Source organism: Pseudomonas sp. FW305-20 (genome assembly GCF_058788075.1).
The window spans coordinates 1-13,479 of the sequence record NZ_JBYTAJ010000014.1 but is presented as its reverse complement, the minus strand read 5'-3'; the positions used below and the strand labels follow the sequence as shown (position 1 = coordinate 13,479).

The window sequence follows — 13,479 nt, the reverse complement described above, 5'->3', positions numbered from 1 at the left end:
CTCCCTCTGCCACATTGCCGCCGAATGCCAATCTGAGCGCCAATCTGGGCGACAGTCCGGCGCCCTTGTACGCCCGCGTCAAACAGATGATCACCCAGCAGATCGACAGTGGAAACTGGCCGCCGCACTACCGCGTTCCGTCGGAAAGCGAGCTGGTCAGCCAGCTGGGTTTCAGCCGTATGACCATCAACCGCGCCCTGCGCGAGATGACCGCCGATGGTCTGCTGGTGCGCATGCAGGGTGTCGGCACGTTCGTCGCCGAACCGAAAAGCCAGTCCGCCCTGTTTGAAGTCCACAACATCGCCGACGAAATCGCCTCCCGTGGCCATCGCCACACCTGCAAGGTCATCACCCTCGAGGAAGAGGCCGCCGGTTCCGAGCGCGCACTGGCCCTGGACATGCGTGAAGGGCAGAAAGTCTTTCACTCGCTGATCGTGCATTTCGAAAACGATATCCCGGTGCAAATCGAAGACCGTTTCGTCAACGCACTGGTGGCGCCGGAGTACCTCAAGCAAGACTTCACCCTGCAAACGCCTTACGCCTATCTGAACCAGGTCGCGCCGCTGACCGAAGGCGAGCATGTGGTCGAAGCGATTCTCGCCGAGCCGTCCGAATGCAAGTTGCTGCAGATTGAAAAGGGCGAGCCGTGCCTGCTGATTCGTCGCCGCACCTGGTCCGGCCGTCAGCCAGTGACCGCCGCCCGTTTGATCCACCCTGGTTCCCGTCATCGTCTGGAAGGTCGGTTTCATAAATGAATCAAGTAAAGGTTCTACGCGCAAAAGATTACCCGCGCATGCCGTGGAAAAACGGCGGCGGCAGCACTGAAGAAATCACCCGTGATGGAGGTGCCGGCCTTGAGGGTTTCGGCTGGCGCCTGTCGATTGCCGACATCGGCGAGTCGGGCGGCTTCTCGACATTCGCCGGCTATGAGCGAGTGATCACCGTATTGCAAGGCGACGGCATGACCTTGCGGATTGATGGTCAGGACACTCGGCCATTGTTACCGCTGGACCCGTTTGCTTTCAGCGGCGAGAGCCAGGTTTCCTGCACATTGCTTGGTGGGCCGATCCGCGACTTCAACCTGATTTATGCACCGCAGCGTTATAGCGCACGGTTGCAGTGGCTGGACGGCGAGCAGCGGTTTTTCAGTTCGGCCGGCACCGTGCTTGTGTTCAGTATCACCGATGAGCTTGAAGTGAAGGTCGGTAACAGTGCCTCGCAGTTGGGTCGCCATGATTGCCTGCAACTCGTCGGTAATGTCGGACTGCTGGAAGTCTCCGGTAATGGCCTGTGCTGCGTGATCGAACTGACCGCACGCTGATCCAATTGTTTACAAAATCTCTGTGGCGAGGGGGCTTGCCCCCGTTGGATGGCGAAGCCGCCCCCGATTTTCACATCCAATTTTGCGACTGCTGCGCAGCCGAACGGGGGTAAACCCCCTCGCCACAAAAGCAATCCACATCCTGTTTCCCATCGCGCACCACTTTGTTACCGAACGCCCCAGCGTGGCGCAAAACCGCGCTCAAGTAACAGCTGCCTCTCCTCCGAAAAATCCCCCGCGAAAAATTTCATCTTTGTCTAAACCCTTGATCCAAGGGCCTTCCAGCGTTCCAAAAACTTTTCTTGAACACTCATCCAGCAAGTTGGCCGCTTGATTGCATATGCTTGTATGTACAAGTAAAGACGTATGCGTATGAGTCGATCGAGGCTCCTCGCAACGTCCACTGATTCGCTTGTGTCGCGTTGACGCGCACAGGCTGGCTTACCCACCGCCAGGGTTGGTTTGGATTGATCGCTGAGGAGTCTTTTTCGTGACTGACAATACCCAGAAACCTACGAAGTATCGTGACGTTGAAATCCGTGCCGCACGCGGTAACAAGCTGACCGCCAAAAGCTGGCTGACTGAAGCGCCGCTGCGCATGCTGATGAACAACCTCGACCCGGAAGTCGCCGAGAACCCTAAAGAACTGGTGGTTTACGGCGGCATCGGTCGTGCGGCGCGTAACTGGGAATGCTACGACAAGATCGTCGAAAGCCTGACCAACCTGAACGACGACGAGACCCTGCTGGTGCAATCCGGCAAGCCGGTCGGCGTGTTCAAGACCCACAGCAACGCCCCGCGCGTACTGATCGCCAACTCCAACCTGGTGCCACACTGGGCGAGCTGGGAACATTTCAACGAACTCGACGCCAAAGGCCTGGCCATGTACGGCCAGATGACTGCCGGCAGCTGGATCTACATCGGCAGCCAGGGCATCGTCCAGGGCACTTACGAAACCTTCGTCGAAGCCGGTCGCCAACACTACAACGATGACCTCAAAGGTCGTTGGGTCCTGACCGCAGGCCTCGGCGGCATGGGCGGCGCTCAGCCATTGGCCGCGACCCTGGCCGGCGCTTGCTCGCTGAACATCGAATGCCAGCAGGTCAGCATCGATTTCCGCCTGAACAGCCGCTATGTCGATGAGCAAGCCACCGACCTCGACGACGCGCTGGCCCGCATCGCCAAATACACCAAGGAAGGCAAAGCGATTTCCATCGCCCTGCTGGGCAACGCGGCGGAAATCCTGCCGGAACTGGTCAAGCGTGGCGTGCGCCCGGACATGGTCACCGACCAGACCAGCGCCCACGACCCGCTCAACGGTTACCTGCCCGCCGGCTGGACCTGGGAAGAGTACCGCGCTCGCGCCAAGACCGAGCCGGCTGCCGTGGTCAAAGCCGCCAAGCAGTCCATGGCCGTGCACGTTAAAGCGATGCTCGAATTCCAGAAAATGGGTATTCCGACCTTCGACTACGGCAACAACATCCGTCAGATGGCCCAGGAAGAAGGCGTCGAGAACGCATTCGACTTCCCGGGTTTCGTACCGGCTTACATCCGTCCACTGTTCTGCCGCGGCATCGGTCCGTTCCGCTGGGCTGCGCTGTCGGGCAACGCCGAAGACATCTACAAAACCGACGCCAAGGTCAAAGAGCTGATCCCGGACGACGCTCACCTGCACAACTGGCTGGACATGGCCCGCGAGCGCATCAGCTTCCAGGGTCTGCCGGCACGTATCTGCTGGGTTGGCCTGGGCCTGCGCGCCAAGCTCGGTCTGGCATTCAACGAAATGGTGCGCAGCGGTGAATTGTCCGCGCCAATCGTGATCGGTCGCGATCACCTGGACTCCGGCTCTGTTGCCAGCCCTAACCGCGAAACCGAATCGATGCAGGACGGTTCTGACGCCGTGTCCGACTGGCCACTGCTCAACGCTCTGCTCAACACCGCGAGCGGCGCGACCTGGGTTTCCCTGCACCACGGCGGCGGCGTCGGCATGGGCTTCTCCCAGCACTCGGGCATGGTGATTGTCTGCGACGGTACTGACGAAGCGGCCGAGCGTATCGCTCGCGTGCTGCACAACGACCCGGCTACCGGTGTCATGCGTCACGCCGATGCGGGTTACCAGATCGCAATCGACTGTGCCAAGGAGCAGGGTCTGAACCTGCCGATGATTACCGGCAAATAACGCAAATCCCTGTGGGAGCTGGCTTGCCAGCGATAGCGGCGGCAATGCTGGAATTGATGTTGAAGGTGCCGACGTCATCGCGGGCAAGCCCGCTCCCACAGGGTCCAGGTAAACCGGATAGAACAATTAAAACAATCCACAGAGGTTGAATCATGGCTGTTAACAGCGATCGTGCAGGCAGTAAACCGTTGATCGAGAAACGTTCGATCGACTACATCCCGGAAGCGGAGAGACACGGTCGTCTGTTGAGCCAGTTCACCCTGTGGATGGGGGCCAACCTGCAAATCACCGCGATTGTCACCGGGGCCCTGGCCGTGGTGCTGGGCGGTGATGTGTTCTGGTCGTTGATCGGTTTGTTGATCGGTCAAGTGCTCGGCGGTGGCGTAATGGCGCTGCATGCGGCACAAGGGCCCAAGCTTGGCCTGCCGCAGATGATCTCCAGCCGGGTGCAATTCGGCGTGTATGGCGCGGCCATCCCGATCGTGCTGGTGTGTCTGATGTACCTGGGTTTCACCGCAACGGGCACCGTGCTTTCCGGCCAGGCGCTGGGCCAGTTGTTTGGCGTCAGCGACAGCGTCGGGATCCTCATCTTCGCCAGTGTCATCGTGCTGGTCACGGTGCTTGGTTATCGGGTGATCCATTTCATCGGCCGAGTCGCCAGCGTCATTGGTGTGATTGCCTTCGTTTACCTGTTCAGTCGTCTGATGAGCCAGACGGACGTTGGCGCACTCCTGCAAATCCGCCATTTCAGCTGGACCAGCTTCCTGCTCGCGGTGTCGCTCGCGGCGTCCTGGCAGATCGCCTTCGGTCCTTACGTAGCGGACTATTCACGCTACCTGCCGAGCAGCACGTCTTCGGTGAAAACCTTTTTCGCCGCTGGCGCGGGTTCGGTTATCGGTGCACAGGTGGCGATGATCCTCGGCGTGTTTGCCGCGGCCATGGCCAACGGGCAATTCGCCGGTCACGAAGTGGCCTACATCGTTGGTTTGAGCGGTAGTGGTGCCACCGCTGCGCTGCTGTATTTCAGCATCGCGTTCGGCAAGGTCACCATCTCCACGCTGAACTCCTACGGCAGCTTCATGTGCATTGCGACGGTCATCAGCGGTTTCCGTGGTGATCTGAAAGTAACGCGCTTGCAGCGTCTGGTCTTCGTGCTGGTCATCGTCGGCACGGCGACCCTGATCGCGTTGCTCGGTCAGCACTCGTTCCTCGGTGCGTTCAAGTCCTTCATCCTGTTCTTGCTGGCCTTTTTCACGCCATGGAGCGCGATCAACCTGGTGGACTACTACTGCATCACTCGCGAGCGCTATGACGTGCCGGCCCTGGCCGATCCGAACGGTCGCTACGGCCGTTGGAACCCCCTCGGTATCAGCGTCTATGTCTTCGGTGTGCTGGTGCAACTGCCGTTCATCTCTACCAAGTTCTATACCGGTCCGCTGGTGGACGTTCTGGGTGGTGTGGATATTTCCTGGATCATCGGTCTGGTGCTTCCCGCCGGCCTGTATTACGTCTGCGCGAAAAAATGGCACAGCGCGGTACCCGATCACCTGATCCTGCCAGTCGAGCAGGACAGCGATGCAGCACCTATAACAAGCGGGGCCAGTCGCGCTGCGGCGCGGGCCTGATTGGACGTGGACAGGGCTGGATGCCTCTTGACTGCCGTAAGCCAACTCATGATTAGGAGCGTCACACAATGAAATCGAACAAGACCCTGCTGACCACATTACTTTCCATGGGCCTGCTGGCCAGCGCCGGAGCCACTCAGGCGGCGGGCTGGTGCGAGTCGGGCAAACCGGTGAAATTCGCCGGCCTGAACTGGGAAAGCGGCATGCTGCTGACCGACGTGATGCAAGTCGTGCTGGAGAAAGGTTACGACTGCAAGGTCGACAGTCTCCCAGGCAACTCCATCACCATGGAAAACGCCCTGAGCAGCAACGATATTCAAGTGTTTGCCGAGGAGTGGGTCGGCCGCAGTGAAGTCTGGAACAAGGCCGAGAAGGCCGGCAAGGTCGTCGGTGTCGGCGCTCCGGTCGTTGGCGCGATCGAAGGCTGGTACGTGCCGCGTTACGTGATCGAAGGCGACGCCAAGCGCAAGCTGGAGCCTAAAGCCCCGGACCTGAAAGCGATCGCCGATCTGGGCAAATACGCTGCCGTGTTCAAGGATCAGGAAGAGCCATCCAAGGGCCGTTTCTACAACTGCCCGGCCGGCTGGACCTGTGAACTGGACAACAGCGAAATGCTCAAAAGCTATGGCCTGGAAAGCACCTACACCAACTTCCGCCCGGGCACCGGTCCGGCACTGGATGCCGCGGTGCTGTCGAGCTACAAGCGTGGCGAGCCGATCCTGTTCTACTACTGGTCGCCAACCCCGCTGATGGGCCAGGTTGATCTGGTCAAACTCGAAGAGAAACCAGGCGTGGACAAGAGCGTGACCATCAAGGTCGGCCTGTCCAAGACCTTCCACGAGCAAGCCCCGGAACTGGTGGCTGTGCTGGAAAAGGTCAACCTGCCAATCGACCTGCTGAACCAGAACCTCGGGCGCATGGCTAAAGAGCGGATCGAGTCACCAAAACTGGCGAAAATCTTCCTCAAGGAACATCCTGAAGTCTGGCACGCATGGGTGAGCGAAGACGCAGCCAAAAAGATCGACGCGGCCTTGTAGGTCGAGTGTCTCCGACTGTCGGCAGCGGCAGTCGGATGCTTGATCGCAACCCCTTGATTGAGAGTCTCTTATGTTTCCCGAAAGCTTTACCTTTTCCATCGCCGACTGGGTCAACAGTTGGGTCGATTCGCTGGTCACCAACTACGGCGATGTGTTCCGCAGCATCTCCGACACCCTGTTGTGGGCCATCGTCAATCTTGAAGGGCTGCTGCGTGCGGCGCCTTGGTGGCTGATGCTGGCGATCGTGGCGGGCGTTGCCTGGCACGCGACCCGCAAAGTCGTGACCACCGCCGTGATCGTTGGCTTATTGTTCCTGGTGGGCGCGGTCGGCCTCTGGGACAAGCTGATGCAAACCCTGGCGCTGATGATGGTAGCGACGGTCATTTCGGTATTGATCGGCATTCCGCTGGGCATTCTCTCGGCGCGCAGCAATCGCCTGCGTTCGGTGCTGATGCCGCTGCTGGACATCATGCAGACCATGCCGAGTTTCGTGTACCTGATCCCGGTGCTGATGTTGTTCGGCCTGGGCAAGGTCCCGGCGATTTTCGCCACGGTGATCTACGCCGCGCCGCCGCTGATCCGCCTGACCGATCTGGGTATTCGCCAGGTCGACGGCGAAGTGATGGAAGCGATCAACGCCTTCGGTGCCAACCGCTGGCAGCAACTGTTTGGCGTGCAACTGCCGCTGGCCCTGCCGAGCATCATGGCCGGGATCAACCAGACCACCATGATGGCCCTGTCGATGGTCGTGATTGCCTCGATGATCGGTGCCCGTGGCTTGGGCGAAGACGTGTTGGTGGGGATTCAGACCCTCAACGTCGGACGTGGTCTTGAGGCCGGTCTGGCGATCGTGATTCTGGCAGTGGTCATCGACCGCATTACTCAGGCGTATGGTCGGCCACGGCATGAGGTGAGCAAATGAACAACGCAGCCATCAGCAAGATCGAAGTCAAAAACGTCTTCAAGATTTTCGGCAACCGTTCCAAGGATGCGCTGGCCATGATTGGCCAGGGCAAGACCAAAGACCAGGTCCTGGCCGAAACCGGCTGCGTGGTCGGCGTGAACGATTTGTCCCTGAGCATCGGCACCGGCGAGATCTTCGTGATCATGGGCCTGTCGGGTTCCGGCAAGTCGACCCTGGTGCGCCACTTCAATCGCCTGATCGACCCGACCAGCGGCGCGATCCTGGTGGACGGCGTGGACATCCTGCAATACGACATGGAAGCCCTGCGCGAATTTCGCCGGCACAAGATCAGCATGGTGTTCCAGAGCTTCGGCCTGCTGCCGCACAAGACCGTGCTGGATAACGTCGCCTACGGCCTGAAAGTGCGTGGCGAGAGCAAGCAGATGTGCGCCGAGCGCGCGTTGCACTGGATCAACACCGTGGGCCTCAAGGGCTACGAAAACAAATACCCGCATCAACTTTCCGGTGGTATGCGCCAGCGTGTGGGCCTGGCTCGCGCCTTGGCGGCGGACACCGACATCATCCTGATGGACGAAGCTTTCAGTGCCCTCGACCCGCTGATTCGCGCGGAAATGCAGGACCAGTTGCTGGAGCTGCAAAAGACCCTGCACAAGACCATCGTCTTCATCACCCACGACCTCGACGAGGCTGTGCGCATCGGCAACCGCATTGCGATTCTCAAGGATGGCCGCCTGATCCAGGTGGGCACGCCAAGAGAGATCCTGCATTCGCCGGCGGATGAGTATGTGGACCGGTTCGTACAGCGGCGGGCTGCGGTGGTTTAAAGGCCGATCGTTCCCACGCTCTGCGTGGGAATGCATCCCGTGACGCTCCGCGTCACACATGCGCAGGGCTTGAGCCTTGCGCTGACAACGGGACGCGGAGCGTCCCAGGCGGCATTCCCACGCAGAGCATGGGAACGATCAAGTTCAAGAGGTTGAAGATGTCCCAGGCTGAAAAAATCGTTATCGCCGACGCCCCGTTGCGTTGGCAGGATGTGGTTGCCGTCGCTCGCCATGGCGCACAGCTTGAGCTGTCACCCCGGGTCTGGGCGCGGATCGAAAACGCCCAGGCCATCGTCCAGCGCATCGTCGTCAGCGGTGAGCGCGCCTATGGCGTCAACACCGGCCTCGGCGCGCTGTGCAACGTCTCGCTCAAAGACGAACAACTCAGCCAATTGTCGCGCAACACCCTGCTCAGTCACGCCTGTGGCGTCGGCGCACCCTTGGCCGACGAACAGACCCGCGCAATCATCTGTGCCGCCATTCGCAACTACAGCCACGGCAAATCCGGCATTCATCGCCGGGTGGTCGAAGCCCTGTTGGCGCTGCTCAATCGCGGCATCACCCCGCAAGTGCCGTCCCAGGGTTCGGTGGGTTACCTGACCCACATGGCCCACATCAGCATCGCGCTGCTGGGTGTCGGCAATGTCAGCTATCGCGGTCAGATCGTTTCCGCGCAGCAGGCCCTGGCCGAAGAAGGTCTGCAACCGGTTCAACTGGGCGCCAAAGATGGCCTGTGCCTGGTCAATGGCACGCCGTGCATGACCGGCCTCAGCTGCCTGGCGCTGGCCGACGCGATGCGTCTGCTGCAATGGGCCGACGTGATCGGTGCCATGAGCTTTGAAGCCCAGCGCGGCCAGATTGCCGCGTTCGATGCCGAGATCATCGCGCTCAAGCCTCACCCGGGCATGCAGCAAGTCGGCATCAACCTGCGTGCGTTGCTCGATGGCAGTGAAGTGATTGCCAGCAGCAAAGGCATTCGTACCCAGGATGCGCTGAGCATCCGTTCGATTCCGCAAGTTCACGGTGCCGCTCGCGATCAGCTTGAGCACGCCAGAAAGCAGATCGAAACCGAACTCAACTCGGTCACCGACAACCCGATGTTGCTGGGCACGCCGGACGACTTCCGGGTGATGTCCCAAGCCAACCCGCACGGTCAATCGGTCGCGTTGGCCGCTGACTTGTTGGCAATCGCCATGGCCGAAATCGGGTCCATCGCCGAACGTCGCCTGGACCGCTTGATCAATCCGCATGTCAGCGGTCTGCCAGCCTTTTTGGTGGCGAATCCGGGAGTGAACTCCGGAATGATGATCGTCCAGTACGTCGCCGCTTCGCTGTGTGCGGAAAACCGCCAATTGGCGCAACCGGCGGTGCTCGACAACTACGTCACCTCGGGTTTGCAGGAAGACCATCTGAGCCTGGGCACCAACGCCGCGCTGAAGCTGCACCGCGCGTTGGAAAACTGCACGCAGATCCTCGCCATCGAGTACCTGTTGGCGGCTCAGGCGTTTGAGTTCTTGAAAGAGCAACGCTTTGGCGTCGGCACTGGTGCCGCCTGGCGTGTGCTGCGCGAGCGGGTCCCGGCCTACGATCAGGACCGCTGGCTGGCACCGGACATCGCCAGTGCCGCCGCCGTTTTGAAAGACCCGATTTTGCTGAGCAAGGTATTACCGAACCTGAACTGATTCCCACCACACCAGCGTGCCAAGGCGCGGCTCCCCAAAAGGCGAGACGCGACGGACAACGGACATTTCCGGAGCGTCTGGTGAGTTAATAAAAGACTCTCAAAAGGAGAATGATGTGACTGCGCTTAATTTGATTCCCGGCCAACTGAGCCTTGCCCAACTGCGTGATATCTATCAGCAACCGGTCAAAATCACCCTCGACAACAGTGCCTCGGCGCAGATCGAAGCCAGCGTTGCCTGCGTGGAACAGATCCTCGCCGAGAACCGCACCGCTTACGGCATCAACACCGGTTTCGGCCTGCTGGCTTCGACCCGCATCGCCAGCGAAGACCTGGAAAACCTGCAGCGCTCGCTGGTGCTGTCCCACGCCGCCGGTGTCGGCGAGCCGATCAGCGACGCGCTGGTTCGCTTGGTCATGGTGCTCAAGGTCAACAGCCTGAGCCGTGGTTTCTCCGGCATTCGTCGCGTCGTGATCGACGCGTTGATCGCCCTGATCAACGCCGAGGTTTACCCGCACATTCCATTGAAAGGTTCGGTCGGTGCCTCCGGTGACCTGGCGCCGTTGGCCCACATGTCGCTGGTGCTGCTGGGCGAAGGCAAGGCTCGCTACAAAGGCGAGTGGATGGAAGCCACCGAAGCACTGAAAGTGGCCGGTTTGACCCCGCTGACCCTGGCCGCAAAAGAAGGTCTGGCGCTGCTCAACGGTACTCAGGTGTCCACCGCTTATGCGTTGCGTGGTCTGTTCGAAGGAGAAGACTTGTTCGCTGGTGCTGTGGCGCTGGGCGCACTGACCGTTGAAGCCGTGCTGGGCTCGCGCTCGCCGTTCGACGCCCGCATCCACGCTGCTCGTGGCCAGAAAGGCCAGATCGACGCCGCTGCCGCTTACCGCGATCTGCTGGGCGAGCGCAGCGAAGTGTCCGACTCGCACCAGAACTGCGAAAAGGTCCAGGACCCGTACTCCCTGCGCTGCCAGCCGCAAGTCATGGGCGCCTGCCTGACCCAGTTCCGTCAGGCCGCCGAAGTGCTCGCCATCGAAGCCAACGCCGTTTCGGACAACCCGCTGGTCTTCGCCGCTGAAGGCGACGTGATTTCCGGCGGTAACTTCCACGCCGAACCGGTCGCCATGGCTGCTGACAACATGGCCTTGGCTATCGCCGAAATCGGTTCCCTGAGCGAACGTCGTATCTCGCTGATGATGGACAAGCACATGTCGCAACTGCCGCCGTTCCTGGTGGCCAATGGCGGTGTGAACTCCGGCTTCATGATTGCCCAGGTGACTGCTGCGGCACTGGCCAGTGAGAACAAGGCACTGTCCCATCCGCATTCGGTGGACAGCCTGCCGACTTCCGCGAACCAGGAAGACCACGTTTCTATGGCGCCGGCTGCCGGCAAGCGCCTGTGGGAAATGGCTGAAAACACTCGCGGCGTTCTCGCGGTGGAATGGTTGGCGGCCTGCCAGGGCCTGGATCTGCGTGAAGGTCTGAAGACCTCGCCAAAACTCGAAAAAGCCCGCGGGATACTGCGTGCCGAAGTGCCTTTCTATGAGAAAGACCGCTTCTTCGCACCGGACATCAATGCGGCGACCGAGTTGTTGGCGACGCGTTGCCTGAATGAACTGGTATCGGCGAAGTTGCTGCCTAGCCTCTAACCCCCCACCCACCGATCGTTCCCACGCTCTGCGTGGGAATGCAGCCCGTGACGCTCCGCGTCACTGGACGCAGAGCGTCCCTAGAGGCATTCCCACGCGGAGCGTGGGAACGATCAAAGACGAGGAACTCGGGATGAAAACTCTCTGGCAACACTGCCACGTCGCAACCATGGCGCAAGGCGTCTACTCGATCATCGAGGATGCGGCCATCGTGACGTCAGGAGCGCACATTGAGTGGATCGGCCCGCGTGCCGAACTGCCGGCGGGCGAGTACCCGGCAGTCAATGATCTTAAAGGGGCCTGGGTGACGCCGGGCCTGATCGACTGCCACACCCACACGGTGTTCGGCGGTAACCGCAGCGGTGAATTCGAACAGCGTCTGCAAGGCGTCAGCTATGCAGAAATCGCCGCGGCCGGTGGTGGCATCGCCAGCACCGTGCGCGCCACTCGTGCGGCCACTGAAGATGAACTGTTCGCCAGCGCCGCCAAGCGTCTGAAGAGCCTGATGCGCGACGGCGTGACCACCGTCGAAATGAAATCCGGCTACGGCCTGGACCTGGCCAGCGAACGCAAGATCCTGCGGGTCATCCGCCGTCTCGGCGCCGAGCTCCCGGTCAGCGTGCGCAGCACCTGCCTGGCCGCTCACGCCTTGCCGCCGGAATACGCGGACCGTGCCGACGACTACATCGATCACATCTGCGCCGAGATGCTCCCGGCCCTGGCCGCCGAAGGGTTGGTGGATGCGGTGGACGCGTTCTGTGAATACCTGGCCTTTTCGCCGGCGCAGGTCGAGCGGGTGTTCATCACCGCGCAGCAACTCGGTTTGCCGGTGAAGCTGCACGCCGAACAGTTGTCGTCGTTGCAGGGTTCGAGTCTGGCGGCGCGTTATCACGCACTGTCGGCCGATCATCTGGAATTCATGACCGAAGACGACGCCATCGCCATGGCCAAGTCCGGCACCGTCGCGGTGTTGCTGCCCGGCGCCTTTTACTTCCTGCGGGAAACCCAATTGCCGCCGATGGAGGCGCTGCGCAAGCACGGCGTGAAAATCGCCATCGCCAGCGACCTCAACCCCGGCACCTCGCCGGCACTGTCGTTGCGTTTGATGCTGAACATGGCGTGCACCTGTTTCCGCATGACCCCGGAGGAAGCCTTGGCCGGGGCAACGATTCACGCCGCCACCGCGCTGGGCATGGCTGAAACCCACGGTTCGCTGGAAGTCGGCAAGTGTGCGGATTTCGTCGCTTGGCAAATCGATCGTCCGGCCGACCTGTCGTACTGGCTGGGCGGTGACCTGGAAAAACGCGTCGTGCGTCACGGCGTTGAAGTGAGCATTTAGGAGAACAGTTGTGGATAAGGTCCTGAACTTCAAACAAGGTCGTGTACCGCTGCTGATCAGCATGCCCCACGCCGGCCTGCGCCTGACCCCGACGGTCGAAGCCGGGTTGATCCCCGACGCGAAAAGCCTGCCGGACACTGACTGGCATATTCCGCAGCTTTACGAGTTTGCTGCCGAGCTGGGCGCCAGCACCTTGGCCGCCGAGTACTCGCGTTTTGTCATTGACCTGAATCGACCGTCTGACGACAAGCCGTTGTATGCCGGCGCGACCACCGGTCTGTTCCCGGCGACGCTGTTCGACGGCATTGCGTTGTTCCGCGAAGGGCATGAGCCATCAGCCGCAGAGCGCGCGACTTATCTGGAGCAGATCTGGACGCCGTATCACAGCACCTTGCAGAACGAGCTGGCGCGGCTGAAAGCCGAGTTTGGTTATGCGCTGCTGTTCGATGCGCACTCGATCCGCTCGATCATCCCGCACCTGTTCGACGGCAAGCTGCCGGACTTCAACCTCGGCACCTTCAACGGCGCCAGTTGCGATCCACAGTTGGCCTCTCAGCTGGAAGCCATCTGCGCACGCCACGGCGATTACAGCCATGTGCTGAACGGTCGCTTCAAGGGCGGCCACATCACCCGGCATTACGGCAATCCGGCCGAGAACATCCATGCGGTGCAACTGGAGTTGGGCCAGTGCACGTACATGGAAGAGTTCGAGCCGTTCCGCTATCGCCCGGACCTGGCGGCACCGACGCAGGTGGTGCTCAAGGAATTGCTGCAAGGGCTGCTGGCCTGGGGCGAAAAGCATTACGGATGACTGATCGCTGACTGATCGTTCCCACGCTCCCGCGTGGGAATGCCTCAAGGGACGCTCCGCGTCCAGTGACGCGGAGCGTCACGGGCTG

11 protein-coding genes are annotated in these 13,479 nt (G+C 60.8%); all 11 read left to right on the top strand.

The features are described 5' to 3' along the window. Nucleotides 1-86: 86 nt before the first annotated feature. A complete protein-coding gene (gene hutC / locus AC3WP4_RS14120) occupies nucleotides 87-755 on the top strand; it encodes a histidine utilization transcriptional repressor HutC (protein ID WP_232252242.1) in 669 nt (222 codons plus the stop codon). Next, a complete protein-coding gene (locus AC3WP4_RS14115) occupies nucleotides 752-1,321 on the top strand; it encodes a HutD/Ves family protein (protein WP_102614926.1) in 570 nt (189 codons plus the stop codon). The genes hutC and AC3WP4_RS14115 overlap by 4 nt, the downstream gene beginning before the upstream one ends. A 490-nt stretch (nucleotides 1,322-1,811) precedes the next feature. Further along, nucleotides 1,812-3,500, top strand: a complete 1,689-nt coding sequence (gene hutU / locus AC3WP4_RS14110; RefSeq protein WP_008149472.1) for a urocanate hydratase — start codon at nucleotides 1,812-1,814, stop codon at nucleotides 3,498-3,500. A gap of 152 nt (nucleotides 3,501-3,652) precedes the next feature. Continuing rightward, nucleotides 3,653-5,125, top strand: a complete 1,473-nt coding sequence (locus AC3WP4_RS14105) for a purine-cytosine permease family protein (protein ID WP_102614925.1) — start codon at nucleotides 3,653-3,655, stop codon at nucleotides 5,123-5,125. A gap of 68 nt (nucleotides 5,126-5,193) precedes the next feature. After that, entirely contained in the window at nucleotides 5,194-6,162 is a 969-nt protein-coding gene (locus AC3WP4_RS14100; protein ID WP_076028965.1) for an ABC transporter substrate-binding protein, read from the top strand. Between the two features lie 70 nt (nucleotides 6,163-6,232). Further along, entirely contained in the window at nucleotides 6,233-7,084 is an 852-nt protein-coding gene (locus AC3WP4_RS14095; protein WP_074872803.1) for an ABC transporter permease, read from the top strand. Then, a complete protein-coding gene (locus AC3WP4_RS14090; protein ID WP_074872806.1) occupies nucleotides 7,081-7,911 on the top strand; it encodes a quaternary amine ABC transporter ATP-binding protein in 831 nt (276 codons plus the stop codon). Before AC3WP4_RS14095 ends, AC3WP4_RS14090 begins: the two co-directional genes overlap by 4 nt. A gap of 158 nt (nucleotides 7,912-8,069) precedes the next feature. After that, nucleotides 8,070-9,593 (top strand): histidine ammonia-lyase, encoded by a 1,524-nt coding sequence (gene hutH, locus AC3WP4_RS14085; protein ID WP_102614924.1) that lies wholly within the window; start codon nucleotides 8,070-8,072, stop codon nucleotides 9,591-9,593. A gap of 115 nt (nucleotides 9,594-9,708) precedes the next feature. Continuing rightward, the gene (hutH, locus tag AC3WP4_RS14080) at nucleotides 9,709-11,241 is read left to right on the top strand and encodes a histidine ammonia-lyase (RefSeq protein ID WP_102614923.1); all 1,533 of its coding nucleotides are present in this window, start codon (nucleotides 9,709-9,711) and stop codon (nucleotides 11,239-11,241) included. 133 nt (nucleotides 11,242-11,374) lie between these two features. Next, a complete protein-coding gene (gene hutI, locus AC3WP4_RS14075) occupies nucleotides 11,375-12,580 on the top strand; it encodes an imidazolonepropionase (RefSeq protein WP_102614922.1) in 1,206 nt (401 codons plus the stop codon). Nucleotides 12,581-12,590: 10 nt separating this feature from the next. Continuing rightward, a complete protein-coding gene (gene hutG, locus AC3WP4_RS14070) occupies nucleotides 12,591-13,391 on the top strand; it encodes an N-formylglutamate deformylase (protein WP_074872819.1) in 801 nt (266 codons plus the stop codon). Nucleotides 13,392-13,479: the final 88 nt, after the last annotated feature.

Coding starts and splice junctions, on each gene's coding strand:
- hutC (WP_232252242.1), top strand. CDS start 87: ATGATCACCCAGCAGATCGACAGTGGAAACTGGCCGCCGCACTACCGC.
- AC3WP4_RS14115 (WP_102614926.1), top strand. CDS start 752: ATGAATCAAGTAAAGGTTCTACGCGCAAAAGATTACCCGCGCATGCCG.
- AC3WP4_RS14105 (WP_102614925.1), top strand. CDS start 3,653: ATGGCTGTTAACAGCGATCGTGCAGGCAGTAAACCGTTGATCGAGAAA.
- AC3WP4_RS14100 (WP_076028965.1), top strand. CDS start 5,194: ATGAAATCGAACAAGACCCTGCTGACCACATTACTTTCCATGGGCCTG.
- AC3WP4_RS14095 (WP_074872803.1), top strand. CDS start 6,233: ATGTTTCCCGAAAGCTTTACCTTTTCCATCGCCGACTGGGTCAACAGT.
- AC3WP4_RS14090 (WP_074872806.1), top strand. CDS start 7,081: ATGAACAACGCAGCCATCAGCAAGATCGAAGTCAAAAACGTCTTCAAG.
- hutH (WP_102614924.1), top strand. CDS start 8,070: ATGTCCCAGGCTGAAAAAATCGTTATCGCCGACGCCCCGTTGCGTTGG.
- hutI (WP_102614922.1), top strand. CDS start 11,375: ATGAAAACTCTCTGGCAACACTGCCACGTCGCAACCATGGCGCAAGGC.